General features: G+C 57.3%; 24 protein-coding genes and 1 pseudogene. 19 read left to right on the top strand and 6 right to left on the bottom strand.

The window, feature by feature from the left end:
* The first annotated feature begins 2 nt into the window (after window positions 1-2).
* The 6 genes from LQ249_RS21085 to mdtD all read left to right on the top strand — a co-directional run bounded on the left by LQ249_RS21085 (window position 3) and on the right by mdtD (window position 5,802).
* Window positions 3-560, top strand: coding sequence for a carboxymuconolactone decarboxylase family protein (locus tag LQ249_RS21085; protein ID WP_169881633.1), 558 nt, complete (start codon window positions 3-5; stop codon window positions 558-560).
* Between the two features lie 33 nt (window positions 561-593).
* Window positions 594-1,127, top strand: coding sequence for a VOC family protein (locus LQ249_RS21080; protein ID WP_169881632.1), 534 nt, complete (start codon window positions 594-596; stop codon window positions 1,125-1,127).
* Window positions 1,128-1,316: 189 nt separating this feature from the next.
* Window positions 1,317-2,471: a thiolase domain-containing protein gene (locus LQ249_RS21075; protein WP_169881631.1), complete on the top strand. Its 1,155-nt coding sequence runs from the start codon at window positions 1,317-1,319 to the stop codon at window positions 2,469-2,471.
* A complete protein-coding gene (locus LQ249_RS21070) occupies window positions 2,468-2,887 on the top strand; it encodes a Zn-ribbon domain-containing OB-fold protein (RefSeq protein WP_169881630.1) in 420 nt (139 codons plus the stop codon). The genes LQ249_RS21075 and LQ249_RS21070 overlap by 4 nt, the downstream gene beginning before the upstream one ends.
* A gap of 5 nt (window positions 2,888-2,892) precedes the next feature.
* The gene (locus tag LQ249_RS21065; RefSeq protein ID WP_169881629.1) at window positions 2,893-4,296 is read left to right on the top strand and encodes a 3-oxoacid CoA-transferase; all 1,404 of its coding nucleotides are present in this window, start codon (window positions 2,893-2,895) and stop codon (window positions 4,294-4,296) included.
* Between the two features lie 123 nt (window positions 4,297-4,419).
* Window positions 4,420-5,802, top strand: coding sequence for a multidrug transporter subunit MdtD (gene mdtD / locus LQ249_RS21060; protein WP_232565880.1), 1,383 nt, complete (start codon window positions 4,420-4,422; stop codon window positions 5,800-5,802).
* A 27-nt stretch (window positions 5,803-5,829) separates the two neighbouring features.
* On the opposite strand, the pseudogene LQ249_RS21055 reads toward mdtD, so the two are convergent.
* A pseudogene (locus LQ249_RS21055) lies at window positions 5,830-6,084 on the bottom strand (winged helix-turn-helix domain-containing protein); the annotation flags it as partial.
* A gap of 982 nt (window positions 6,085-7,066) precedes the next feature.
* Here LQ249_RS21055 and LQ249_RS21050 point away from each other — a divergent pair.
* The 8 genes from LQ249_RS21050 to LQ249_RS21015 all read left to right on the top strand — a co-directional run bounded on the left by LQ249_RS21050 (window position 7,067) and on the right by LQ249_RS21015 (window position 14,787).
* Entirely contained in the window at window positions 7,067-8,299 is a 1,233-nt protein-coding gene (locus tag LQ249_RS21050; protein ID WP_046382729.1) for an MFS transporter, read from the top strand.
* Between the two features lie 13 nt (window positions 8,300-8,312).
* Window positions 8,313-9,230 carry a LysR family transcriptional regulator gene (locus tag LQ249_RS21045; RefSeq protein ID WP_017847603.1) on the top strand — a complete coding sequence of 306 codons (918 nt, stop codon included), beginning with the start codon at window positions 8,313-8,315 and terminating at the stop codon, window positions 9,228-9,230.
* 85 nt (window positions 9,231-9,315) lie between these two features.
* Window positions 9,316-9,960, top strand: coding sequence for a DsbA family protein (locus LQ249_RS21040; protein WP_046382730.1), 645 nt, complete (start codon window positions 9,316-9,318; stop codon window positions 9,958-9,960).
* 67 nt (window positions 9,961-10,027) lie between these two features.
* Window positions 10,028-10,747: a TetR/AcrR family transcriptional regulator gene (locus tag LQ249_RS21035; RefSeq protein ID WP_046385219.1), complete on the top strand. Its 720-nt coding sequence runs from the start codon at window positions 10,028-10,030 to the stop codon at window positions 10,745-10,747.
* A 294-nt stretch (window positions 10,748-11,041) separates the two neighbouring features.
* On the top strand, window positions 11,042-11,524 hold the full coding sequence (locus LQ249_RS21030; protein WP_057005733.1) for a VOC family protein: 483 nt from the start codon (window positions 11,042-11,044) through the stop codon (window positions 11,522-11,524).
* Window positions 11,521-12,741 carry an FAD binding domain-containing protein gene (locus tag LQ249_RS21025; RefSeq protein WP_128192424.1) on the top strand — a complete coding sequence of 407 codons (1,221 nt, stop codon included), beginning with the start codon at window positions 11,521-11,523 and terminating at the stop codon, window positions 12,739-12,741. Before LQ249_RS21030 ends, LQ249_RS21025 begins: the two co-directional genes overlap by 4 nt.
* A gap of 31 nt (window positions 12,742-12,772) precedes the next feature.
* A complete protein-coding gene (locus LQ249_RS21020) occupies window positions 12,773-13,135 on the top strand; it encodes a DUF485 domain-containing protein (protein WP_057005731.1) in 363 nt (120 codons plus the stop codon).
* Window positions 13,132-14,787: a cation acetate symporter gene (locus LQ249_RS21015; RefSeq protein WP_057005730.1), complete on the top strand. Its 1,656-nt coding sequence runs from the start codon at window positions 13,132-13,134 to the stop codon at window positions 14,785-14,787. Before LQ249_RS21020 ends, LQ249_RS21015 begins: the two co-directional genes overlap by 4 nt.
* A gap of 148 nt (window positions 14,788-14,935) precedes the next feature.
* On the opposite strand, the gene LQ249_RS21010 is transcribed toward LQ249_RS21015, so the two are convergent.
* Genes LQ249_RS21010 through LQ249_RS21000 form a run of 3 tightly spaced genes read right to left on the bottom strand, consistent with a single transcriptional unit; the run spans window position 14,936 to window position 18,923 of the window.
* The gene (locus LQ249_RS21010) at window positions 14,936-17,191 is read right to left on the bottom strand and encodes a xanthine dehydrogenase family protein molybdopterin-binding subunit (RefSeq protein ID WP_232565879.1); all 2,256 of its coding nucleotides are present in this window, start codon (window positions 17,189-17,191) and stop codon (window positions 14,936-14,938) included.
* A complete protein-coding gene (locus tag LQ249_RS21005; RefSeq protein WP_017847599.1) occupies window positions 17,188-17,652 on the bottom strand; it encodes a (2Fe-2S)-binding protein in 465 nt (154 codons plus the stop codon). The genes LQ249_RS21010 and LQ249_RS21005 overlap by 4 nt, the downstream gene beginning before the upstream one ends.
* Entirely contained in the window at window positions 17,649-18,923 is a 1,275-nt protein-coding gene (locus LQ249_RS21000) for a c-type cytochrome (protein WP_079444321.1), read from the bottom strand. The genes LQ249_RS21005 and LQ249_RS21000 overlap by 4 nt, the downstream gene beginning before the upstream one ends.
* 235 nt (window positions 18,924-19,158) lie before the next feature.
* Here LQ249_RS21000 and LQ249_RS20995 point away from each other — a divergent pair, with 235 nt between their 5' ends.
* The 4 genes from LQ249_RS20995 (at window position 19,159) to LQ249_RS20980 (ending at window position 23,177) form a co-directional block, all read left to right on the top strand.
* A complete protein-coding gene (locus LQ249_RS20995; RefSeq protein ID WP_232565878.1) occupies window positions 19,159-20,076 on the top strand; it encodes a LysR family transcriptional regulator in 918 nt (305 codons plus the stop codon).
* A 111-nt stretch (window positions 20,077-20,187) separates the two neighbouring features.
* On the top strand, window positions 20,188-20,832 hold the full coding sequence (locus tag LQ249_RS20990; protein ID WP_057005726.1) for a DsbA family oxidoreductase: 645 nt from the start codon (window positions 20,188-20,190) through the stop codon (window positions 20,830-20,832).
* Window positions 20,833-20,869: 37 nt separating this feature from the next.
* Window positions 20,870-21,982: an alkene reductase gene (locus LQ249_RS20985; protein WP_201021222.1), complete on the top strand. Its 1,113-nt coding sequence runs from the start codon at window positions 20,870-20,872 to the stop codon at window positions 21,980-21,982.
* 52 nt (window positions 21,983-22,034) lie between these two features.
* Window positions 22,035-23,177 (top strand): FAD binding domain-containing protein, encoded by a 1,143-nt coding sequence (locus LQ249_RS20980; protein WP_079444318.1) that lies wholly within the window; start codon window positions 22,035-22,037, stop codon window positions 23,175-23,177.
* A gap of 167 nt (window positions 23,178-23,344) precedes the next feature.
* Here the strand turns inward: LQ249_RS20980 and LQ249_RS20975 are convergent, their stop codons facing one another.
* Together LQ249_RS20975 and LQ249_RS20970 are read right to left on the bottom strand one after the other, a co-directional pair.
* Window positions 23,345-23,614 carry a DUF2790 domain-containing protein gene (locus tag LQ249_RS20975; RefSeq protein ID WP_232565877.1) on the bottom strand — a complete coding sequence of 90 codons (270 nt, stop codon included), beginning with the start codon at window positions 23,612-23,614 and terminating at the stop codon, window positions 23,345-23,347.
* Window positions 23,615-24,020: 406 nt separating this feature from the next.
* Window positions 24,021-25,142, bottom strand: coding sequence for an amidohydrolase family protein (locus LQ249_RS20970; RefSeq protein WP_128192416.1), 1,122 nt, complete (start codon window positions 25,140-25,142; stop codon window positions 24,021-24,023).
* A gap of 277 nt (window positions 25,143-25,419) precedes the next feature.
* On the opposite strand from LQ249_RS20970, the gene LQ249_RS20965 reads away from it, so the two are divergent.
* Window positions 25,420-26,331, top strand: coding sequence for a LysR family transcriptional regulator (locus LQ249_RS20965; protein ID WP_232565876.1), 912 nt, complete (start codon window positions 25,420-25,422; stop codon window positions 26,329-26,331).
* Window positions 26,332-26,389: the final 58 nt, after the last annotated feature.

Genomic DNA, 26,389 nt, shown 5'->3' with positions numbered 1-26,389 from the left:
TCATGGCACGCGTACGCTATCTCGATCGAGAAGACCTGGCTCCTGAATTCCAGGACATGCCACGCATGAAATCCAACATCACGCGCGCGCTCGCCAACAGCCCACGCGGAGCCCGACATGTCGCCGGCACTGGGATGTACCTACGGCACGAGAGCACGCTCAACCCGCGCCTTCGCGAACTGGCGATTTTGCAGGTGGGGTATTCCACCGGCAGCGAATACGAATACGCCCACCACGTCGATGTCGCGCTCTCGTTCGGTGTCAGCGAGGCGGACATCCTGGCTATTGCCGCCGACAGCGCCGGGCAGGCCACCACACTCGAGCCGCTGGCCCGTGCAGTGTTGCAGGCCGCCCGCGAGATGACCGAGCGGCTTAACCTGAGTGATGCGACATTCGCGGTGCTAAGTGAAGCGCTGGATGCCGAATCGCTCATCGATTTACTCATCGCCATCGGCGAATACAACGGCATGGTTCGCATCATGGCGGCGCTTCAGATCGATCTGGAGCCGGAGTTCATGACTTACCTGGAGCGGTTTCCGCTGCCCGTCCGTCATCATTGAGCTGCGCCATTCTAACTAACAAGGTTAAAGACTATGGACTTGGGACATGTGGGCATTCACGTGCGCGACTTCGACGCCATGCTGGGTTTCTATCAGCGCGTATTCGGTTTTGTCATCAGCGACATAAAGCGCGGGCCGGAGCGGTCGATTGTTTTTCTGACTTCAGAACCTGAAGTCCATCACCAGTTCGTCATCGCCAACGGCAGGGCGGCCGACGACCACTCGCGCGTCATCAATCAGATCTCCTTTCGCCTGTCGAGCCTGGCTGAGTTGAAGCGTATCGGCGCCGCGCTCAAGGGGGAGGCGGTCGAAGAGCTCGACATCATTACCCATGGGACGGCGTGGTCGATTTATTTCCGTGACCCGGAGGGCAATCGCGCCGAGGCCTTTGTCGATACGCCGTGGTATGTCGACCAGCCGTTTCGGGCGCCGATCGATCTGGATCAACCCGATGATGTCTTGCGTCGAGAGACAGAGGCGTTGTGCCGCACTCGCCCCGGGTTTCAAAGCATTGAGCAATGGCGGCTCAAGCTCGCTCAACGCTTCGAGTTGGCAAGGGCTCAATAACGGGATTCCCCAGGCCGTTGCGTTCGCCGCACGATGACCTTTCACCCTCCATCGCCGAGGGTTGTCAGCGGGCGGCCATCACCCAGCAAAGCCCCCAGATTCACACTGCGGACACTTATACGGCGTGCATGGCAGCGCGGCTCTATGACAATTAATGTGCAGTTATCGCAATGTGTCTTGGAGTACGACGTGAGCTTAAACGCAAAGGCGGTAATTGTAGGTGCCTACGAGCACCCCGGCCGCGATCTACCGGATCGCTCGGCGCAGCAGATCCACGCGGAGGTAGCGCTGGGTGCGCTCGCTGATGCGGGCCTTGGACTGCAGGATATCGATGGTTTTTTCTGCACCGGCCAACTCGGGTTTGGCGCCATCTCACTGGCGGAATATATAGGCCTTAAACATCTGCGTTACACCGATTCGACGTTTACCGGTGGCTCTTCCTACCTGTGCCATGTCGGCCACGCTGCGCTTGCTGTGGCAAGCGGCAAGTGTCGTATTGCATTGGTGACACAGGGTGCACGGGTTCGCGGCATCGTACGCGGTGCCAAGCTGGCGCCGGATACGCCCGAGTATCCCTTCGAGGCGCCTTACGGCGAAACCAACCTGGGGATCTATGCCCTGGCCGCGCGGCGGCACATGCATGAATACGGTACGACTGCGCGGCAACTCGCTGAAGTCAAGGTGGCCGCCGCGTATCACGCGCAATTCAACCCCAATGCGCTGCTGCAAAAACCCGTCACCCTCGACGAGGTATTGGCGTCACCTTTCGTCGCCGACCCGCTGCGTCGGCTCGATTGCTGCGTCGTTACCGATGGCGGCGGCGCGGTGATCGTCACGACGCCAGAGATCGCGGCCGGATTGAAGCGCCAATCGGTCCAGCTCCTGGGGCATGGCGAAGCGATCAAGCACACCATGAGCGGGCGTCTGGACATGACTTATACCGCGGCCGTGTGGTCCGGTCCCGCGGCCTTTGAGGAGGCCATGGTGACGCCGGCCGACATCGATTACGCGTCGATCTACGACTCCTTCACCATTACGGTGCTGATGACCCTGGAGGACCTTGGGTTTTGCAAAAAGGGGCATGGCGGCGCGTTTGCGGCGGACGGGGCGTTACGTATCGGCGGGCGACTTCCGATCAACACGGATGGCGGTGGCCTGTGCAACAACCACCCAGGCTATCAAGGCGGCATGATCAAAATCATCGAAGCGGTTCGACAGCTTCGCGGCGAGGCCCATCCAGAAGTGCAAGTCAAAAATTGCAGATTGGCACTGGCGCACGGCACCGGCGGCGGTATCTCGCGCCTGTGCAGCGCAACGTTAATTCTTGGTCGAGGTGATGCATGAGTGGCTTTGAACTACCTGCGCCTTCCCCACTTGTTGTCCCGGAAACCCAACCCTTCTGGGAGGGGACCAAGGCGGGCCGACTCATGCTGCCGCGCTGCTTGCGGTGCAGTTTTGTCATTTGGTACCCGCGCCAGTTCTGTCCGGAGTGTGGACACAATGCCGTCGAATGGTTTGAAGCCACCGGGTGCGGTTCGATTTACAGCTTCACGATTGTTCGTCGCGGCGAAGGTGCGTACCGCGAGACACCGTCATATGTGCTCGCCTTTGTCGACCTTCACGAAGGTCCGCGCGTCATGACAAACATCATCGACTGCGACGCCACGCAACTTCAAATCGGTCAGCCCGTGAGTGCTGTGTTCTGCGATGCGGGAGATAGCGCTGCGTTGTTGCGATTCCGCCCACTCCTTACTGAGTAAGCCCCATGACAAAAATATTTTCTTCTCCCGAGGCCGCCGTCGCCGATATTCCCGACGGCGCATCCGTCGCCATTGCCGGTTTTGGAGTGGGGCATAGCTACCCGAACAGCCTGGTGATTGCCCTTAAGGACCAAGGCGCACGCGACCTGTGCGTGGTTGCCAACTCGCTGGGTGCTGGCGAATACCGGCCGGAGCTGCTCCTTGAAAACGGGCAAGTCAGTAAGGTGATCTTGTCGTTTTCGGCGCGGCCCGGCTTCCCCTCTCTGGTGGAGCAACGCGTCGCTGCCGGTGACGTGCAACTGGAAATGGTTCCGCAAGGGATACTCGTTGAACGCCTGCGTGCAGCAGGCGCCGGGCTGCCGGCTTTCTATAGCCCGGTGACCGTGGGCACGCCATTGGCGCAAGGCAAGGAATTACGTGAGTTTGACGGCAAGGAGTACGTGCTTGAACGATCCCTGCCGGTCGACTACGCGCTGGTGCGGGGCTTTCGTGCAGACGCCAATGGCAACGTCGAGTTTCGCGGCAGCAGTATGCATTTTCACCCAAGCTTCGCAAAGGGCGCGCGGGTCGCCATCGTGGAAGTTGAGGAAATCGTTGAGGTGGGCGCTATCCCACCAGAGCGCGTGGGCTTGCCTGGGGTTTTTGTGTCGCGGGTAGTGCTCGCCACCAAGAAAGTGGCAATACCCAAGGGCGCGTTGGGACGTCGGGCGCCAGACACCCGGCGCGAGTACTTCGGCAAGCCGGCGCTCTCGCGGCTGGAGTTTGCCAAACGCGCTGCAGCGCTTTTGCCCGAGCATGGTTATGTGAATCTGGGCTCCGGCTTGCCGACGTTAGTCGCCTCACACGTCAGCGGGCGAAACATCACGCTGCACGCCGAGAATGGTGCATTGGGCTACGAGCTGCTCAGCGACTCGGGCGCACCCGACTCTGACTTCTTCGACGCGGCTGGAGGTTTTATAGATATGCGGCCGGGTGGCGCATTGTTTGACAGCGTCGTGTCGTTTGAAGTGGCCCGTTCGGGCAAGCTTTCGGCGGTGCTGCTGGGCGCGTACCAGGTGGCGCAAAACGGCGATCTCGCCAATTGGTGCGTACCGGGCCAGGTCGGTGGGGGCATTGGTGGCGCGATGGACCTTATCGCCGGCGCAAGCAAGCTCATCATCGTGATGGAGCACAGCGACAGCAAAGGCCGCTCCAAGCTTGTACGTGAATGCCAGTACCCGCTCACCGCGCCTCAGTGCGTCGATGTGATCGTTACTGACCTCGCGTTGCTTGTACGTCGGGGCAACCGCTTTGTCCTTGAAGAAATTGCGCCGGGCTTCTCCGTTGCAGAAATCCAGCAACTGACGGATATGGAACTGTTGATCGCCGACGACGTTCGCGTGATGCAGCCCGACGCTGAGCCCGCGTGATGTAACCCTGCGCCTACCCTCTATGCCCACAGCGCAACTGCGCTGATTCCAGGTCACGCAACGTTAATGCTGCGTGGCCTGTTTCGCTTTGATCGGCGGTAATAATCTACGCAAAGGTGATGTGTGACCTCACAGGCTGTGCTTGACCCTCGCACTGCGCGCTTATTGCCTTGGTTGGTGGCAGTGGCGTTTTTCATGCAAACGTTGGATGGCACTATCCTCAACACGGCGTTGCCGGCAATGGCCATCGATCTGGGAGAAAGCCCGCTGCACATGCATGGCGTGTTAATCGCCTACCTCATTACCGTCGCGATCGTGATCCCGGCTTCCGGGTGGTTGGCTGACCGCTTTGGTACCCGCAGGACTTTTTACACGGCGATCATGTTATTTTGCTCCGGTTCGTTGCTGTGCACCCAGGTCAACACCCTGGACTCGCTGATCATCGCACGTGTCATCCAGGCGCTGGGCGGTGCCCTGATGATGCCCGTCGGACGACTGGTGGTGCTGCGCGCTTATCCGCGCAGCGACCTGGTGCGGGTCATGAGCTTTGTCACATTCCCCGGACTGGTCGGCCAACTGATGGGGCCAACCCTTGGCGGATGGCTAGTGGAGTACGCCAGTTGGCGCTGGATTTTCGCGATCAACCTGCCGATTGGATTACTTGGCGGTTACGCTGCTCATCGGTTGATGCCCGATTTTCGCCCCGCCATACGCACACGTTTTGACGTGGTTGGTTTTGGGTTGTTCGGCGCATTTACCCTGTCAATCATCCTGGGCCTGCAAAATCTGTCCCAGGATTCGCTGCACGCCTCGGGTGGGTTCTTTGGCATCGCGGTGAGCGCACTGGCGCTGTATTGGCTGCATGCCTCCCGCAGCCAATACCCGTTGTTCGCGCTGTCACTGTTTCGCCTGCGCAGCTTTTCGGTCGGCATCGGCGGCAGCCTTATGTCGCGCTTGGGCAGTGGGGCGATGCCATTCCTGACACCTTTGATGATGCAAGTGGGGCTTGGCCATTCACCCTCAGTAGCGGGGATGAGCATGATCCCGCTGACCGTGTCCGGAATGGCCACCAAGCCGTTTATCAGCGGGATGATCCGGCGTTTCGGATATCGTGCGGTGCTCAGTTGCAACACACTGGCTCAAGGCGTGCTGATTTGCAGCATGGCGCTTGTCGGGGCGCAAACATCGTTGTGGCTGATTATCGCGTTATTGTCGCTGATCGGTGTCGCCAACTACATCCAGTTTACCGCCATGGGCACAGTGACGCTGATCGAACTGAATGACCATCAGGCAAGCGGCGGCACCAGTTTGATGTCGGTGACTACCCAACTGTCGACTGGCCTGGCAGTTTCGGCGGTGGGGGTCTTGCTGGTGCTGTTCAATCCGAATCAGGGCGTGTTGGGCCTGTCCGGCGTGATGGATGTTTTCTCCAAGGTTTATTTCAGTCTTGGTGCGCTGACCATTGCGTCAGCGCTGCTGTTCCTGCGTTTACCGCGTAAGGATTAGATCGAAAGCACCTGCTTCGCGGGCGCTTCAGGCGTCAGCGAGCTGAAACCCATAGCCCACTCCATAAGGTGACTCAATGGGCGTTTCTTCTGGGCACGCCTGTTCCAGCTTGCGCCGCAGATTGCGGATATGACTGTCCACCGTGCGGTCGATGACCACGCGGTGGTCGGAGTATTTTGTCGAGCAACTGATCGGGGAAAAACACTCGACCGGCGAAGCGAGCAAAGGTGCTGAGCAGCCGCTGCTCCAAGGGCGTAAAATCCAGTTCACACCGTCGAGTGACTCACGGTACTGCGCTTCTTCAATCAGCAGTCGTTGCGGGTCTCGGGTAGCCTGCAGCGATCAGATAATCCTGCCGCACATTACGTACTGAGATTCGACCAGCAAGATTGCCATCCTCCCTGAGGATGTGGCTTGTATGTTCAGCGGCCAGCGACTCGAGGTCGTTGACGGTGTTTTAGTCATAAAAATAAGTTACCCCTACTTTTACCCCCACAAAAACGTCGGCTCTTGATGGACGTTCCTGGACTCTCGTAGAGCAGAACACCGCTGGAGTTCATGTAAATACCCGCTTAGAAAAATCCAGAGTAAAATTCTGGAAGCTTTCGAGAAGTATTAAAAAGGAGATGGGGTGCTAGGGGTCGAGTGTTCGAATCACTCCGTCCCGACCATATAATTTAACGACTTAGGCCAATGTTCACAGCATTGGCCTTTTTCGTGTGCGTGACATTTGCGTGACTTCTCTATTTTTCACGCCTGCTTCCCGCTCCAAAAGGGGTCTGCCGGGAAAACCAAAGGTCATTCGCCTCTTGCCGGTGTGGCCGCATTTTGAGCAGTCGCTTGCTTCATACGAGCAACGGTATTCAGCGCCGCAATCACACGAACATCCACTGCACTCGAGCGTGCATGTCTGGATCTGCTTGTCTTGGCCATTCCGCTTGATCAGGTAATTGGTGCGTCGTTCCAGCCGAAAGCCGGTTAGTTTCTCGGCCACCGTGTAAGTAGCCGGATCCCATCGGAAGTTATATTTGGCCTTTGGATCATCGGCGAGTCAGTTTACTTGGCGCATGGCGATTCCTCGTCCTCGAATCAAGCGGGGGCGCTCACCGAGCCTGGGTATCTCTTGCGCAAGACGCAACGCGACGTTGCGTCCTGACCATATTCTCTCAAGATGCAGTGCCGCCTATGTTGTTGACCTGGAAAACATCAATGCGCGTGACTTTTTCTGAAGAGTCACCGCTGTCGAACCTCAGGAGTCTATGGCATGGGCGTTTCTACAAGAGATACAGCAGCGACGATACAAAAAGCGTCGATGACAAAGGGGCTCGTGCTTCTGTTTGCTTTTTGTTGCGGTGCCATCGTGGCCAACATCTATTACGCTCAACCGATTATCAGCTTGATCGCTCCGGATATCGGCATGTCGAGTGGACGCGCGAGTTTCATCGTTTCGCTGACTCAGATTGGTTATGCGCTCGGATTGTTTTTCCTGGTGCCCTTGGCGGATCTGGTAGAAAACCGTCGGCTGATGATCGCGACAATTGTGATTACGATCTTCAGCCTGGTAGCCGCCGGTTTGTCCAAGCAGCCGAGTGTATTTCTAGTGGTGTCGGCACTCATCGGTTTCAGCTCAGTCTCCGTGCAGATGCTTATCCCGTTGGCGGCACATCTGACACCGGAAGAATCTCGCGGTCGGGTAGTTGGCGGGATTATGGGTGGCTTGCTGCTAGGGATTCTGCTTGCGCGGCCGCTGTCGAGTCTGGTTGCCGATCATTTGGGCTGGCGGGCGGTGTTTATCGGGGCCGCCGCCTTGATGCTCGTTATCTCCATCGTGATTGGCATGACCATGCCTAAATGGCAACCGACCCATCGCGCGTCGTATGGTCAATTGCTGATGTCCCTGGGACAACTGTTTTGTCGCGAGCCCGTGCTGCGTCAGCGCGCGCTTTATCAAGGGCTGATGTTTGCGGCGTTCAGTTTGTTCTGGACCGCTGTGCCGTTGATATTGAGTCGTGAGTTCGGCCTCACGCAAAGTCAGATTGCGATTTTCTCTCTGGTCGGCGCGATCGGTGCAATTGCCGCACCTATCAGTGGTCGACTCGCTGATGCAGGACATACTCGACGAGCGTCGCAGTTGGCCATGGTGCTGGGTATATTGAGTTTCCTACCGGCCTTCATCAATCCCTTCTACGGTGTGATTGGGTTAGCGGTCACCGGTGTAGCGCTGGATTTTGCAGTGCAAATGAACATGGTGTTGGGTCAGCGAGCCGTCTACGCCTTGGGCATTGCTAACAGAGGCCGTCTGAATGCGTTGTACATGATCAGTATCTTTATCGGTGGTGCAATCGGTTCTTCGGTGGCCAGTTCGCTTTATGAACATGCCGGCTGGTTGGCGATTGCTGCGGTGGGAAGCGGATTGTCACTGGTCGCTTTGGTCGTCTTCTCGGTGGTTTCTCGTCGGACCCGAACTGGCGCAATGCTCAAGATGAACAACGGGTGAGTCAAGGAGTGTCATGGACAAGCTGCTCGCATTGAAGATGTTCGTCCAGGCTGTGGATTCGAAGGGCTTTTCTTCTGCCGCTCGACAGTTAGGCCTGGCGACGTCTTCTGTGACTCGGATGATCGATGGGCTTGAGGCGGAACTAGGCGCTGTCCTGCTTAATCGATCCACGCGTCAAATCTCATTATCAGATGCCGGGGCCGCCTACTACTTGAAAGCGCGGGAGGTGCTGAATGCTGTCGCCGAGGCGGATGCCTCGGTCACTGACCGCGGGGAACTCCCTGCGGGCCATCTTCGTATTTCCGTGCCCGTAGCGCTGGGGCGCCGTCTGATTGCGCCGCATATTGCCTCGCTGTTGAAGCGATACCCTCAACTTGTGTTGGACATGACGCTCTCCGATGACATCGTCGAATTACTGGGGGAACGCGTCGATCTGGCAATCCGATTGGGATCGGCAGCAGCCATGGATGGTGTCGTCAGTCGTCCCGTCGGTCATTTCAGACGCCGGGTTGTGGCCAGTGCCGAGTACCTGAATGCACATGGTTTTCCTGAACATCCCATGGACCTCATGCAACACGAGTGTCTGCGTTTTAGTTACGGCCCAAAGCAGCAGGTGTGGACTTTCTTAAAGGAAGGTGAGGAGACTCGGGTACCGATTGAGGGGCGCTTCAAAAGCAACAATGCGGAAGTTTTACGTGAGGTTGCGCTGGCGGGTGGCGGGGTGGCTCTGTTACCTGACTGGCTCGTCAACGACGATATTGGCAGCGGTGATTTGACGTCATTGTTCGAGTCCTTTGTTATCAATCCGAACGATGCCAGTTCGGCCATTTCTGCGTTGTATCTTCCCAATCATCGTGGCTCCAAACGCGTCAATGCGTTTATCGATTTCATCAGCGAATTGCTCGGGCCTGAAGGCTTGGCCGAGCGCTGATCGCCTCATTGCTGTTTTCGCATGTTTGATCCACGACGTAACGAACCTCTTTCGCCGTGTGGCACGGCAGATCCCGGAGATTTGAATGAGCACTGCGACATTGCATTACGTCTACGACCCGTTCTGTGGCTGGTGCTATGGGGCGGCGCCGATGATCACGGCGGCCACCGCTATTCCTGGCCTGGAAATTCAGGCCCATGGCGTGGGCATGCTTTCGGGGGACAAAAGCAAGTTGATGTCGGGTGAGTGGCGCGATTTTGTTCGTCCTCACGAAGCCCGGATTACGGCATTCAGCAAACAGACCTTCGCGGACGCCTATGTTCAAGGCGTACTGGAACATGAAAATGTCCAGCTGGACTCTTCGCCACCGATTGCAGCGATGTTGACCGCTCAACAGCTGTCCGGACGTGGTATCGAAATGCTCAAACGCCTGCAAATTGCCTACTACCAAGAAGGTCAGGCCATTGCTGACCGAGGGGTAATCGCCGGCATTGCCAATGAGCTTGGGTTTGAACCCGAATCGTTTATGGCAACTTTTGATTTGATCACGGCAGACTCATTGCAAGACCACATCAAGCGCAGCAACGAGATGCTTGAAGCTCTGAATGCGCGCGGCTTTCCGGCATTTGCGCTGGAGATCGACGGCCAAATGGAAGTGTTGGCCATGGGGCATTATTTAAGCCGACCTGCGTTGTTCAAGAAGGATATTGAAAGTCGTCTGGCCAAATAGGTGTGGTTCATAGCCAGTGCATTCTTTTGTTTTGTATGATGCCTTAATGAAGCTCCAGCGAGGCGTTATGCAAGACTCAAAAGATAGAGACGAGAACGAGTCGGGAAAATCAGCGAAATCAGCAGACCCCGTCAAATCGACGACTCGACGCCTTTCGCCTGAGGTCAGGGAAAAGCAAATCGTGCAGAAAGCTATCGAGCATTTTGCGACGTGCGGATTCTCGGGCAGTACCCGTGAGCTGGCGCGACAACTGGATATTACCCAACCGTTACTCTATCGATATTTCCCCAGCAAAGAGGCACTGATAGACCGCGTGTACGACGAGGTATATCAGTGGGATTCCTCGTGGGAGGCGATGATCAAGGATCGCTCCGAACCCCTTCAGTCTCGCCTGGTTCATTTCTACACCTCATACGCTCGTGTGATTCTGCGGCGAGAGTGGATTCGTATCTTCGTATTCGCCGGGCTGACACGTGAAGGTATCAATGATCGGTATCTGGCTAAATTGCGTGAGCGGGTCTTCATCCCTGTCATTGCAGAAATCCGTCAGACTCATGGATTGGCTCCATCCTCAGGTGACACGATCAATGAAAAAGAGCTCGAGCTGATCTGGAGTCTGCATGCCAGCATTTTCTATATCGGTGTTCGCAAATGGATTTACGATCTTCCAGTGACTGAGGACATAGATGCGCTGATCGAGCAAATGGTCGATGCGTTCCTTAACGGCAGTCCCCACGTATTGCAGCAAGTCGATAACGATTTGGGTAAGAAGCCTCGCTTGAATTGATCGGTTTCGATTTCCTGTTTGTTGCCTCCTGATCGCCTATTTTGCCCTGCTTTTTTGTCGACCACTCATCACCTGTTTCAGCCTTCAACTGAGCGGGTGAAGAGGGGTTTCCGCGCACCATCCTGCTCTGAAAAGCCCTTTCCCAACGCCTGAAGCCCGTTCGCTGTTGGCGACGCCACCGCGTGGTTCAAGCCTGTCCTCAAAAATTTGATCCGCCACCTATTTACTTCAATTTCAGCTGGTCGTATTGTTTATCAACTGATAAATAAATACAAAAAAACTGTTGGAGGCACCATGCAAGTCGTGAAGCTCGCTCACTACTCGATCCGGTCGTTCGACCTGGAAAAGTCCAGTCGATTCTATGAAAGGGTCCTCGGTTTTACTCCTGGCTACCGGCCGCCATTCGATTTTCCTGGCGTTTGGTTGTACATGGGCGGTGATGAGAAGGACTTCGGCACGGTCCACATTATCGGGATTGATCCTTCCAATCCTGAAGGCCTGAAAAAATACCTGGGCGATAAAGAAATCCCGCTGACAGGCACTGGGACGGTTGATCACATTGCTTTTTTGGTCACCGGCCTGGTCGAGTTCTGGGACGTCTTCAAAGCCGAAGGGATTGCGTGGCGCGATCGCACCGTGCCGAGCCTAGGCCTGCATCAAGTGTTCATCGAAGATCCGTCTGGTGTCACCATCGAGCTCAATTTCCCGGCCTCCGAGATCGATGCTGTGGGTTCTTACGCCTCCCATGCCTCTGCAACGGTGGGAGAGCAGCCATGATGAACGCCTCGAACAAGCCCCGCGCCATAGTCGTGGGCGGCTCGCTGGGCGGCCTGTTTGCAGCAAATATGCTGTTGCGCAACGGTTGGGACGTTGAGGTCTTCGAACGCGTTCCGGATGAACTCGCTGGACGAGGCGCAGGGATCGTTACACACCCTGAGTTGTTCGAAGCGATGGCCGCAGCGGGAATTCCCCTCGACGCATCGGTAGGTATCGATGTGCTGTCGCGCGTCACTTTGGCCCAGGACGGCGAAGCCGTACTTGAGAATGCGCTTCCACAAACGTTGACCGCGTGGGGGAAGATGTACCAGGTGCTTCGCTGTGCATTCCCAGACTCACGGTATCGCTGCGGTGGCAGTGTGGTGTCGGTCGAAAGTACTGAAACCCATGCCAGCGTGACATTGGCCGATGGGACGACTCATCAAGCAGACGTCATTGTTGCGGCTGATGGGTTTCGGTCGACGATTCGCCAACATTTTTTACCCGATGTGCATCTGCAATATGCCGGCTATATCGCCTGGCGCGGGTTAGTCGATGAAAGTGCTCTGTCTGACGCTGCCCACGCCGCACTTTTCGATAAATTCGCGTTTTGTTTGCCCCCGCATGAGCAGATCCTGGGGTATCCAGTTGCCGGGCATTCCAACAGCACCCTTGTCGGCGAGCGCCGTTACAACTTCGTGTGGTACCGCACCAGCGGTGACGATGACTTGAAGGATTTGCTGCGTGATGAAAGCGGTAAACAGTTTGAAGGCGGAATTCCTCCGGCGCTGATACGTCGTGATGTGCTCGACAATATGTACAAGTCCGCAGAGACATTACTGGCCCCGCAGTTTGCCGAAGTCGTTAAGAAAGCTGCTCAGCCGTTATTCCAGCCAATTTACGACCTGGAAGTACCGAAGATGAATTTTGGCCGTGTCGCGTTGCTCGGCGACGCGGCATTCGTGGCGCGTCCCCATTGTGGGATGGGCGTTACCAAGGCCGCCGGTGATGCGTTGGCAATCGTGGACGCACTTGCGCGACATGCAACGGTTGAAGAGGCATTGGCGGACTACAGCGAGCGGCGCTGTCGTTTCGGCGCGTCGATTGTTCAGCACGCCAGGCATCTTGGCGCGTATATGCAGGCGCAACTGAAAAGCGAGGAAGAGCGTGACATGGCGGAGTTGTACCGGACTCCGGAAGCCGTGATGCGTGAGACTGCAGTGCCCGTGAAGTTTTAACTCAGCCACAAGCCATTTGCTGGAGATCACCATGGAACATACATATCCGCAAGACGGTGGCCCGACCATGTCCGCTGAACAGGTTGACGACACTATTCAAAACCCGATTCTCGAAAATACGGAGTTTCGTGCTTTGGTAAAACAGCGCCGACTATTTTCGTGGAGCATGACGGCGCTTATGCTCGCCGTCTATTTTGGTTTTATTCTTTCCCTGGCCTTTATACCTGCCCGTTTGGGTACGCCTATCACAGAAGGGCAGCCGATGACGTGGGGCGTGCCAATCGGTTTTGGAATGCTCGCTTTCACGACTCTCCTCGTTGCTGTCTATGTCTGGCGCACTAACACCTGCTACGACCCTAAAATAAAAACAATTATCAGGAGCTTCAACAAATGAAGCGTCTACTTATTACAATCTCCGCCATGCTTGCTTCGGTAACGGTATACGCGGCCGATCTCCCTGGCGCCGTACAAAAACATAATCCCATTGCCATCGGCATGTTTTTGGCCTTCGTTATTTTCACGCTGTTCGTCACCCGCTGGGCGGCACGCAAAAACAATAGCGTCGCGGATCACTATGCCGCAGGAGGAAAAATCACCGGCTTCCAGAATGGCTGGGCTATCGCTGGCGACTACATGTCTGCGGCGTCTTTGCTGGGCATCTCCGCCTTGGTTTTCACCAGTGGATTTGATGGGCTGATTTACTCGATCGGCTTCCTTGCCAGTTGGCCGATCATTCTGTTTCTGATTGCGGAGCCACTGCGAAACCTGGGGCGCTACACCCTGGCGGATGTACTGTCCTATCGGTTGAAACCGCGGCCCATACGGGCATTTTCAGCCTCCAGTTCCATTGTGATCGTGTTGCTTTACCTGGTTTCTCAACTGGTAGGTGCCGGAAAACTAGTGGAGTTGCTGTTTGGTTTCGATTACACCGCAGCAGTGCTTCTAGTGGGCACGCTAATGGTGATTTATGTTTTCTTTGGTGGGATGTTAGCAACCACCTGGATTCAGATTATCAAGGCCGTATTACTGCTGACCGGCTGCGTCTTCATGGCTTTCATGGTGCTGTCCCAATTTGGATTCAGCCTGAACCAGCTGTTTACTCAAGCGACCCAGGTGCATCCTTCCCATATAGCAATCATGAGTCCAGGCGGTCTGATCAGCGACCCGGTGTCTGCGATTTCCCTAGGCCTGGCATTAGTCTTCGGCACGGCAGGCCTTCCACATATTCTCATGCGGTTTTTCACTGTCGGTAACGTTAAGGCCGCACGCCAAAGTATTCTTTATGCCACCGGTCTTGTCGGCATAGGGTATGCCCTGATCGTAATCATCGGCTTCGGCACTATCGCCTTGGTTGCCAGCAATCCGGCCTATCACGATGCATCAGGGGGAATATCAGGCGGCGTTAATATGGTTGCGATTCACCTCGCACACAACGTAGGCGGTAATGTGTTCCTAGGGTTTATGTGTGCTGTATCGTTCTCGACGATATTGGCGGTGGTGGCTGGGCTCACCCTTGCAGGCTCGTCTGCTGTTTCGCATGACCTCTATGCACATGCCTTGCGCCGGGGCACCGCCAGCGACCGTGAAGAGATGCGCGTCTCTCGCGTTACAACCATCGCGTTGGGGGTGTTGTCGATTCTATTGGCCATTGCTTTTGAAAAACAGAACATCGCATTTATTGTGAGCTTAACGTTCTCCATCGCCGCAAGTTCCAACTTTCCCGTGCTGTTATTGTCGATTTACTGGAAGGGCCTGACGACACGTGGCGCCGTGATTGGCGGATCGCTGGGGCTGGTATCAGCCATTACCCTATGCATTCTTAGCCCGACCGTGTGGGTCAAGATCCTCCATAATCCGCAAGCCTGGTTCCCATACGAATATCCGGCCTTGTTTTCCATGGCCGTGGCATTTGTCGGTATCTTTTGGTTCTCTATTACCGATCGCTCGGTCAGTGCCATAGGTGAGCGCAATCGATTCGAAAATCAGTTGGTCGATTCTGAACTGGGTACGCCGGCAACATGGAGAGCGCTGCTGAAGGCTGATTGATTCGGGTTATTAGTGTTCGCGTTAACTAATTGCTGCATGAGCTCCAGGCGCTCACGAGCGTGCGCCTGGCTACCGATTCAGACGTTTCGCCGGAATCGGGTGGCTGACTTTTGGCTGAAGGGCATAACGTCGACACCGCCCGGATCGGTCATGACCCCAGCGCATCCTGCCAGCCACGTCGTGCCAGGGGCAGATCGAGCAAGCGCTTGCCGGTGGCATCGTTGATGGCATTGCCCAGTGCTGCGGCCATGGGGCCCTGGACGATTTCTGCGGCACCCAGAAATGGCTGATCCGGCTGATCAAGCATGTGGACCTCGACCTGTTGCGGTAAATCCGGAAAACGCATGATCGGATAGCCGCTCCAGTCGAAGCTGTGCATGCCGCTGGCGTCATAGAGGATTCGTTCATAGAGCGTCCAACTCGCGGACTGCACGATGCCGCCCTGGATCTGATTGAGCAGCCCGTCGGGGCTGACAATTTGCCCCACGTCGACGGCGGCGACTACGCGATCGATCATCACTTGGCCAGTCTGGCGCTGCACATGCAACTGCACGGCGATCGCGCAGTAACCCATGATGTTTTTGTAGCGGGCAAAGGCGAAGCCGATTCCGCTGCCGGGTCCCGTTGCTTTGTGCGGCCAGCGGAACTCAGCGGCCACGCGCTCCACCACCGCCCGTGCTCGCGGATCGCTCAAGTGATTCAGGCGAAATTGCACCGGGTCGATGGTGGCCCTAGCCGCCAGTTCATCGACGGTGCTTTCGATGGCGAAGATGTTGATGTGGGCACCGAGCGAACGCATGGCCGAGGTCCTGAATGGCATGGTCAGCACAAAGTTCATGTCGACCTTCAGGTTGGGTATCTCATACAACGGAACGGCATTACGGTCGCCGTCACCTTCGGGCTGAGCAATCGGCACCGAAGGTGCCGGGGTGAAGGGATTGGCCAACAGCCACGCCGGCAACAGGCGCCCGGCATTGACGATACGTTCGTTGTGCGGGGTGCTCCAGAGCTCGTATTTCCAGTCACGAAGACGCCCACTGTCGTCCAGTCCCGCTTCCACCTCGGCAAGCATGGCCGAGCTGTACGGCTCCCAGAGGTTTTCCTGTTCGCGCATCCATTGCACCCGAATCGGCTTGCCGGGAATGGCCATGGCAATCAGCGCGGCATCGGCGGCGGCGTCATCGGCGCCATTGTGGCCATAGCAACCGGAACCTTCAGCGTGGATGCAACGCACCTGAGCCACTGGCAGGCCGACCATCTCGGCGATACCCGCGCGCAGAGGGTAGACACCTTGGGTATGGGTCCAGACGGTCAATGTTCCATCCTTGAACCAGGCCACTGCGCAGGAGGGCCCGATGGAGCCGTGCATCAGGTATTGCTTGGTCACCCGGGCCTTGTAAGCACGCGGCAGCGGTTGCGGGAGGTCACCCTTGGCGCTCACCGGATAGCGCCGCGCCGGTAATTCGGTGAGGAGTTGATGGATGTGTGTCGAGTCAGGCAGCGGGTTACCTTCTGTCCAGCGGGCCTTGGCGTAGCCTTCGCGCATCGCTTTGACCGCCAGCCATTCGTCGGTGGCGACCACGGCGAGGTAGCTGCCATTGCGGACCAGTTTCACCTCGCCGGGAAGTTGCCTGAGGGCGGCCTCGTCGATCTCCAGAAGCTGACTGCCGCGCCGGGGCGGGCGTATCACCCGGGCGTGCAGCATATCGGGCAGCCGCATGTCCTGCACATAGGCCGCACCGCCGCTGACTTTGGCCGGGATGTCCAGCCGAGGCAACGATTTGCCGATCAGGGTGAAAGTGCCAGCGGGCTTGAAGGGCGAGTTGGCCGACGCAAAGCGATGCAGTTGAACCCCCACCACTGCCTGTGCGTAGGTCATGCTGCGGCCTTGTGTATCGTAGATCACCGCATCCCGCGTGGTCAGGCTGTCGATGCTGCGCTGCCATTGCCGTGCTGCGGACTCGAGTAACAACTGCCGCACCTGGGCCGCGGCGTTGAACAGTGCAGTGCCGCTGTCGACGATCGTATGGCTGCCGGCGGTGTAACCCTCATTGGGTGTCAGTGCGGTGTCGGCAGTGAGAAAACGGATGAGCCCAGGTGACACTTCAAGGCGTTCGGCGGCGATCTGCAGGAGCGCAGTTTTAACACCCGTGCCCAGCTCCACTTTGCCGGTGTAGACGGTGATGCCATCTTTCGCATCAATGCGGATCCAGGCGTCCAGATAGGGCGTGGCCCGCAGGCTGCCGGGCAGATCAGGCGCCAGGATTGTCGTACCCAAGGTGTCCACCTCGGTGTCAGCGAAGGCCCGGGGAATACCTGGAAGCATCGCGAACCCCATCACCAAAGCCCCGTTTATCACGAAGGCGCGGCGGCTCAGATTGACGTTTTGCGTGGGGGTTTTCATACCTTGCCTCCCTGCGCGACAACCGACTTGATCGCGGCGAAGATCCGCACGTGGGTGCCGCAGCGGCATAAATTCGGTGCCATGTGGCGGCGGATCGTTTCATCGTCCGGATGAGGGTTGGCCTCCAGCAGCGCCTGCGCCCTCACGATCATTCCCGCGATGCAATAACCACACTGGGCGGCCTGTTCATCGATAAAGGCTTTCTGCAACGGCCCCGGTTGGTCGACGCTGCCCAGGCTCTCGACGGTGCGTACCGATTTGCCCGCCAGCGCGCCGCACGGCGTCAGGCAGGAAAACACCGGCTTGTCGTTGACTAACACGGTGCACGCGCCGCACTGACCCAGGCCGCAGCCGTATTTGGCGCCATTGAGCCCCACCTGGTTGCGCAAGGCATATAGCAGGGGCATGTCGTCCGCGATGTCCAGTTCGTGAGTCTTGCCGTTGATGTCAAGTGTGATCACGGTTGCTGCTCCTGAGCCCGAATACTTTTGATTGTCTTGTCGAGATCCGTCCAGGGTCGGTTTGCACAGCTTTCATTGCGCAAGTACTCGGCAAGTGCAGCCACATGGGTGTCGTCCAGGTTGTGGGCGAAGGCAGGCATGTAGTGGCTGGAAGCGGCGCTGGACATCGGGATGCCCTGCAGGATGGTCTGGATCAAATTGCGTGGCGAGTCCGCCCTCACCGCCGAGGTGTTCGCCAGTGCCGGCCGCGATTCAATGACGCGCATCGGCGCCGCGCGGCCATGGCAACTCGCGCAGGCCCCCTCGAACAACGCGGCGCCCCGCAGCGCCGTGGCGCTGGGCTTGACCCCAGAGGTGCAGGGCGGCGATGGGGCATCCGATGAAGTTTTCTTGAGGTCAAGAATGTACTGCGCGATGGCATGCGCGTCTTCCGCCGGCAATTGCGCGATGCTCAGGCTGACCGGCAACATCGGGCCCGCCGCTGCGCCATGTCCTTCGGCGACCTCGCCCGTCAGATAGGCGACCAACTGGGCTTCATTCCAGGGGTGTTGTGCCTCGGTCATTCCGCGCAGGGCGGGAGCTGTCCAGCCGTCGACGACGCCACCGTTGAACAGTTCGCTGCCTTTCTCCCCACCAATCAGATTCAGGGGCGAATGGCACGACGAACAGTGCCCCGCGCCTTCGACCAGATAACGTCCGCGGTTCCATTGTGCTGATCGGTTGGGAAGTGGTTCCAGCGGATCCCCATGCAGGAACAGTAAGTTCCAGAAAGACACCAGCGGACGGAAGTTCATGGGGAAGACCATATGATTTTCCGGTGCGGTGTATTTGATCGGGTCCACGCTCATCAGGAAAGCATAGGCGTCGGCAATATCGGCATCGCTCAGCTTCCGGTAATGCACGTAGGGGAAGGCCGGATAGAGAAAGTGGCCGTCACGCGCGATGCCTTCACGCATGGCCCGTTCAAAGGCGTCCAGCGACCACTGACCGATACCGGACTGCGGGTCCGGGGTGATGTTGGTGGTGAAGAGGGTTCCGAAGGGCGTTACCAGCGGCAAACCGCCGGCCATGTAGGCGCCCCCTGGCCGTGTGTGACAGACCGCACAGTCGCCCGCTTCGACCACGCGGCGGCCTCTGTCCAGCGTCTCGCGATCAGCATTCAGGTGTTGGCTGACAGTGGCAATTTCCGGCCTCCACATCATCCAGAACGCAAAGCCTAACCCCGCGACGCCGATTGCCAGAACGGCACCGATGATCGTCTTGCGCTTCATCGCCTTACCTCTCGAGCTGAATTAACGACAGATTTTTCAATCCGCCGCGTGCGATGGGCGGCGATTTTCCATGTCGTGAGCTTAGAGAGGGCGCTTGTGATGGAGTACCCCATCAAGGCGCAACGCTACATTGCGCCAGGCGCAACGGCGGCAGAATTAACAACCGTTAACTCGCGCAGGGTGCGCCGATGTCCAAAGATAGGCGCTCAAGGAGCGTAATGACGGAAGGGGTTTCATGGACAAGCTGCTCGCACTGAAAATATTCATCCAGTCAGTAGATTCCAAAGGCTTTTCGTCTGCCGCCAGGCAACTCAATCTGGCGACCTCTTCAGTCACCAGAATGATCGACAGGCTTGAGGATGACCTGGGTGCCGTGCTGCTGAATCGCTCCACCCGGCAAGTCACGTTGACCGATGCCGGTAGTGTGTACTACCTGAAAAGCCGGGATATTCTGAGCGCCATGGCTGACGCCGACGAGTCAGTTTCGGACCGCGGTGAAGTGCCCGCGGGACAGTTGCGCATCTCCGTGCCCGTGGCGTTTGGACAGCGTCTTATTGCCCCTCATATCGGCGCGCTTTTAGCGCGCTATCCCCTGCTCGTACTGGATATGACGCTATCGGACGACATCGTCGATCTGCTCGGCGAACGCATCGATCTATCGATCCGGCTGGGGTCGCCAGCGGCGATGGAAACGGTGGTCAGCCGCTGCATCGGCAACTTTCGCCGCCGCGTAGTCGCCAGCGCCGAGTACCTGAACGCTCGAGGATTTCCCGACCGACCCATGGACCTCATGCAGCACGAGTGCATGCGCTTCAACTATGGCGCGCCACAGCAGTTCTGGACATTTACAGAGCAGGGCCAAGAGCTGCGCGTGCCCGTCGAAGGGCAATTCAAGAGCAACAATGCCGAGGTCCTGCGCGAAGTGGTGCTGGCCGGGTGCGGGGTGGCGCTGTTACCCGATTGGTTGGTCAATGATGACGTCGACAGTGGTCGACTCACTTCCTTGTTCGACGCTTTTGTCGTCAATCCGAACAGCGCCAGTTCAGCGATCTCGGCTTTGTACCTGCCCAATCATCGCGGCTCGAAACGTATCAATGCGTTCATTGATTTCCTCACCGAATTGCTCAAGTCGCAAACACAGCCGACGACGTGATCGGTGCATCGTTGCGTTTTGCGAAAAGCAACGTTGTGCAGCAGGTGGATTCTCTGTCGGCGCTCCGGCACCTACCTTGGGGGGGTGAAACATTCAACCACGGAGACCGTCATGAGTTTGCATTCATCCAAAATTCAGGTGACTTACGACTTCATCTGCCCATGGTGCTGGATCGGTGAGGAAAATCTTGAACGCGCGCTGGCCGCTTCGGGTTTTTCAACGGACCGCCCAATCAGTTTCCTGCCTTATCAGTTGAACCCGGACATGCCGGTTCGAGGCATGGATCGCAAAGCCTATCGCTCTGGCAAGTTCGGCAGCTGGGCGCGTAGCCAGGCCATGGACGCACAGGTCACTCACGCCGGTAAGGCCGTCGGCCTTGAGTTCGATTATGAGCGCGTCGAAAAAACCCCCAACACCCTGGCCGCGCATCGGTTGGTATGGCGCGAGCAACAGGCGGGTCGAGATGCTTCCTTGCTGGTCAAGGCCATTTTCAAGGCGTACTTCAGCGAAGGGCGGGATATCGGCGACCTCACTGTGCTGGCCGACATCGCTGCCGAAACCGGGCTGGACCGAGAGGTCATTGTCGACTTTCTCAAGGCCGATGAAGGCACCGCTGAAGTCTTGAAGCTCGAAGCCCAAACCAAGGCGTCCGGTGTGCGCTCGGTGCCGAGTATTCAGATCGCAGATGACGTGATCAGTGGCGCGCAGCCCATCGAAATAATGATCCAGATACTGAAGCGAAGCCAAGCCGCCTGAGGCGGTTTTTCAATCCCAATCCATTCAGGACATCATCATGACTCATCACTTGTTCAGCCCTATCAAACTCGGCCAATTCACCCTCGATCACCGCGTCGTCATGGCGCCTCTGACTCGCTCGCGAGCGGGGCAACCTGGCAACGTACCGACATCGATGAACGTCGAGTACTACCGTCAGCGTGCCAGTGCTGCATTGATCATTACCGAGGCTACACAGATTTCGCAGCAGGGCCAGGGTTACGCCTGGACGCCCGGCATCCATAGCGACGAGCAGATTCAGGGCTGGAAGGCTGTCAGCGAGGCCGTACACGCAGAAGGCGGACGCATTTTCCTGCAGCTCTGGCATGTGGGGCGAGTGTCGCACCCGGTGTTCCAGCCTAACGGCGGCTTGCCGGTGGCACCGACCGCGCAGCCAGTGCCCGGCAAGACCTTCATCCTGAATGAAGAGGGCGAGGGCGTATGGGGTGATGTACCTGTCCCTCAGGCGCTGGAAATTCCTGGGATCGAAGCGATCGTTGGTGACTTCCGCAGGGCCGCTCGCAACGCGATTCTGGCCGGTATGGATGGTGTGGAAATTCACGCGGGCAACGGCTACCTGCTCGACCAATTCATCAACAGCGCCAGCAATCAGCGAAGTGATCGCTACGGGGGAAGTATCGAAAACCGTGCGCGGTTGCTGCTTGAAGTCGTGGAAGCCGTGACCGCGGAAGTAGGTGCCGAACGCGTTGCTGTCCGCCTGACACCGATGGGACGTTTCATGGGAATGGGCGATGACACCCCGGAACAAACCTTTGGCTACATCGCATCCCGGCTCAATCACTGGAATCTCGCTTACCTGCACCTGGTAGAACCGATGATGGTCGGCACAGTGCTCGATGAAAGTAACGATCCACGCTGGGACGCGATCATCAAGCAACTGCGTACTGACTTCCACGGCGTTCTGATGTTGGCGGGTGGCTACTCCGGCGAAACGGCCGAACAGGCCATTGCGCAGGGCCGTGCAGACCTCATTGCGTTTGGTCGCCCGTTCATTGCCAACCCCGACTTACCGGCTCGCTTGCGTGGTCGCAACGAACTCAACGTGGCTGACGGCAACAGCTTTTTTGGCGGCGACGCCAAGGGGTACATCGACTATCCGGTGTTGGCATAACGCAACGGTAAACCGCAGCTGCGGGAATCACCCTGCAACGAGGAGAAAGGTAATGAAGAGTTCAGGCGTTCCAAAGGCCTTGGTCATTGGTGGTTCCCTGGGCGGGCTGTTCGCCGCCACGGCGTTACGCGCGATTGGTTGGCAGGTCGATATTTACGAGCGATCCCCTGCGGCGATGGATAGTCGTGGCGGGGGCATCGTTCTGCAAGCGGACGTCCTGCACCATTTTCGTTATGCGGGCATTCATCCGGCAGGTGCGCTCGGCGTCCGGTCCCATGATCGTCTCTATCTGGATCGAGAGGGTAGCGTCGTGCATAAAGAGCCGATGCCGCAAACCCAGACGTCCTGGAACACACTGTACAGCTCATTATTTTCTGCATTTGCTGCTGAGCATTATCACCGTGGCAAGACGTTGGTGGATCTGACTCAGAATGAACACCGGGTGACTGCGATTTTTGCCGACGGCAGCACTGCCGAGGCAGACCTGCTGATTGGCGCTGATGGCTCGGGTTCAACCGTGCGAAGCGTGGTGTTGCCTGGAACAGTACCCAGCTATTCGGGGTATGTGGTGTGGCGCGGGCTGGTCGATGAAGAGCAACTTCCAGACTTCGCCAAAATGCAGCTTTACGAGGACTTTGTTTTTCAACAAGACCCTGAATCGCTGATGTTGGAATACATGGTGCCGAGCGTGAATGGCTCCGTTAATCCGGGCGAGCGTCGGTTCAATTGGCTGTGGTACCTGAAAGCTGCGCAAGGGGCGGAACTGGACGCTGTGCTCACTGACAGCGATGGCCGTCGGCGTAGTCACTCCATTCCACCCGGAGCCTTGGCCGCTGGGCAGGATGCTTACATACGGGGAATGGGGGAGCGGCAGGCGAATCCGGCTTTTCGGGAACTGATTCGCCAGACCCAAGATATTTTTGTGCAAGCGATCCTTGATCTCAAAGTTCCTCAGATGGTGTTTGGCCGTGTGCTGTTGACTGGCGACGCCGCTTTTGTGCCGCGTCCTCATACCGCCGGAAGCACGGCCAAGGCAGCCCGCAATGCACTGGCCCTGGCGCAAGCAATCGACGACATCGGCGACCTCGATAAAGCCCTGCTTGCCTGGCAGCACCAACAACTTGCAGAAGGCATGCGTATGGCGGATTGGGGGGTGAGTATGGGCAATCGGATTATGGGGATCGCCCAAGCCTGATGGAGCGGCTCACATCGGACTTATTGGCGAGAGCCTTGCGTTGGCGGGATGAAAGTGGGGTGTGATCGTTGGGCTGTTGCAGTCTTTCTAGACTGAATATAAAAAGAGGAGATTAGCTTCAGATCGAAGCGGTCTCCTCTTTTTTAGCACCTGTAAACTTTGAAGTTTTAACCATTCTGGCAAGCGCCACCGAGTATTTTGTATTGCAGGTCGTGCGTTATACCCTTGTGATCCACATACACCATGTGCGCGTCCACTGGGCCACAAGCGTTGTTTGTGTCCTCTGCTGTAGTGATGTGGATGACCTTGGCGATATCCAGGTGTTCGGAATAATTGTACCGCTCAGGTTCAGGGGCAGAGGCATTGTTGTTGGCGCCATCATGGGCTGAAGCGTATACGCTAAACATCATCAGTGAGGCGAGCATTGCATATTTCATCAGGGTGTCTTCCAGTAAGAATGAGAGAGGGGACAAGATCTCTTTGTTTGCTTCTGGAGCTGATTATGCTGTCGCCAGGTTGTTTGTAGAAATGCTCAGGCGGGATACTGATTATTACCGAAAATGATGTTTATCCATGTTTGTCTACAGATGGGCCAATATAATTTAATGGGTGTAGTGCTTGCTGTCGGCAATGCGGGTCGGTTGGTTTTTATAGTCTTTTGACTGATTTATTTAAAGTCGTATGGGCCCATGGTTATGATTGATCAGTATTTGTTTATTCGGTTCGATCATCTTGGCTGGGGGCCCGAGCGAACGGGAGAGACGATTTGGTGAAGTCTTGAACGGTTCGCAAAAAAAAAGGCCGGTCAAACCGGCCAAAGGGAAATCGAGAGTTTCGCCAACGCTATACGGGGAGTTTCAGGATTCTGGCCGCGTTGGCGCCGAGTACTGCCGCTTTCTCGCGCGGGCCCAAGCCTACGCTTTCGACAAAACGCACCGGCTGTTCATAGCCCATGTCGAAGCAGTAGTCGCTGCCCAGGACCAGATGGTCGATACCGACGTTGGCGATCAAATAGTCCAGCACCGGCCCGGAGTGCGACACGGTGTCGTAGCTGAATCGCGTCAAGTAGCTGCTCGGCTTTTGGGCCAGGCGTCGTGTCTCAGGACGTGAGGTCCATCCGGCATCGAGACGTCCCACGAGTATTGGCAAAGCCCCCCCGGCGTGAGGCAATGACACATGCAGTTGAGGGTATTGATCCAATACTCCGCCGAGGATCAGGTGTGACGCCGCGATAGCGGTATCGAACGGGTTGCCCAGCAAGTTGCTCAAGTAGTAGTTGCTCAGACGGTTGCCGCCGACCGTTTGTTGCGGGTGCAGGAATACTGGGAGTCCGAGCTGTTCTATACGGGCAAAGACGGGCGCGAAGCGCGGATTGTCCAGGTCCAGGCCGTTGATGTTTGTGCCCATGTACACCCCACGAACCCCAGGCAATTCGGCGGCGCGTTCCAGCTCGGCGATGGCATCGTCAGCCTCTAGCATCGGCAACGTGGCCAGCACCACAAAACGTTGTGGGTGTTGGCGATGGACCATCGACGCAGCATCGTTCCAGGCACGTGCCAGGCGGGCATTGAGTTGTCGATCTGCCCAGTACACCATTGGCACGCTAAGGGACAGCGCCTGTACGTCGACGCCGGAACGGTCCATATCGAGCAAACGCGCCTGCACGTCGATGAATTTCAACGGCAATGGCCCCAATCCTCCGGCCGGGGTGGCGAAGCTGAAAGTAGTTTCCTGGCGGGTATAGCTTGCACCGAACGTTTTGCCCTCACTTCCCAGGAGGTGTAAGAACTCTTCAGGGTAGTAATGTGCATGGATGTCCACCGATCGCACCGGGACATCGGCACCTTTCTTGATCGGTGCCGCCGAGGCGGGTGATAAACGGGTAACCAGCAGACCACCGGCGGTAGCTGCCATGATGCCCAGCAGTTGGCGACGGGTCTTTGAAAGACAGCAGGGGCATTGCATCGTCGATCTCCTTTTTATTGTTGTCTTGACGGGTTCAAGTGCGCGCCTTTGTGCTTGCACGGGTTCAGAGCGACCGGTTCTCGCCGTGGCATGTACCCGCTCCGAGACGTCGCTCTATTAATCGGTCGATCATTTGATCAATTTTGATTATCATCCGATCAATAGGGGGATCGCAAGCCTCCTTAACCAATCAAGCCATTGAGCACAGCCATGCAAGACTCCCATTGCCTGGTCATGCACAGTCGCTACCTTTACCTTTCGATCTCGGAATCCGTGCATGGACAAGTTGCTGGCGCTGAAAATGTTTGTCGAAACGGTGCGCTGTGGGGGTTACTCATCTGCGGCGCGTAAGCTCGGCATCTCCACATCGTCTGTGACACGGCAGGTCGCGGGGCTGGAAAGTGAGTTGGGCGCCAGCCTGCTCAACCGCACCACGCGCAATACGAGCGTCACGGTGGCGGGGCAGCACTATTTCGATAAAGTCGTGGCGATCCTTGAGGCCATCGATGGCGCGGATGCCGTCGTTGCCGACCGTGGCAGCGAAGCTCAGGGGCGTTTGCGGGTCAGTGTCCCGGTGGAATTCGGCCGGCGAATCATCGCCCCGCACTTGGGGCGGTTGCTTGAACGCCATCCCGGTCTGGAAATCAGTCTCTCGCTGAGCGACGAGGTCAGTGACCTGCTCAGCGAACAAATCGATGTGTCAGTACGTCTTGGTTCATCGGTTGTCAGTGATGACATCGTCAGCAAGCGGCTGGGCTATTTCCAGCGTTGGGTGGTGGCGAGTCCCGAATACCTGACACGAACCGGACTGCCGCGACACCCTCGCGACTTGCTCGAGCACCCGTGCTTGCGTTTCGATTACCACACCGGCCACCACACCGGCCACCACGACTGGACATTCCTGGGCGATGAGGACGTCATCCGCGTGAATGTGCAGGGACGGCTGCAAAGCAACAATGCCGACATTCTGCGCGAGGCTGCCTTGGCCGGTGGCGGGGTGACGCTATTGGCCGATTGGCTGGTACGTGAGGACGTCAGTGCAGGTCGGCTGACGCGGGTGCTGGAGCAATATGAAGTCAACCCAGGCAGTGCAAGCACCTGCATCAATGCGCTGTATCTGCCCAACCACCGTGGTTCCAGCCGCATCAGTGTATTCATCGCGTTTCTTCAGGAAATACTCGCGCCCTAAGCACGTCCTGCGCATCAGGCAAGATCGCGTTGCGCGTCGCTTTTGATCGAATTGACTG

It is taken from the genome of Pseudomonas sp. 7-41, assembly GCF_021233075.1.
Classification (GTDB): domain Bacteria; phylum Pseudomonadota; class Gammaproteobacteria; order Pseudomonadales; family Pseudomonadaceae; genus Aquipseudomonas; species Aquipseudomonas veronii.
The sequence above is the reverse complement of the archived record's forward strand: the minus strand, read 5'-3'. Positions and strand labels throughout refer to the sequence as shown.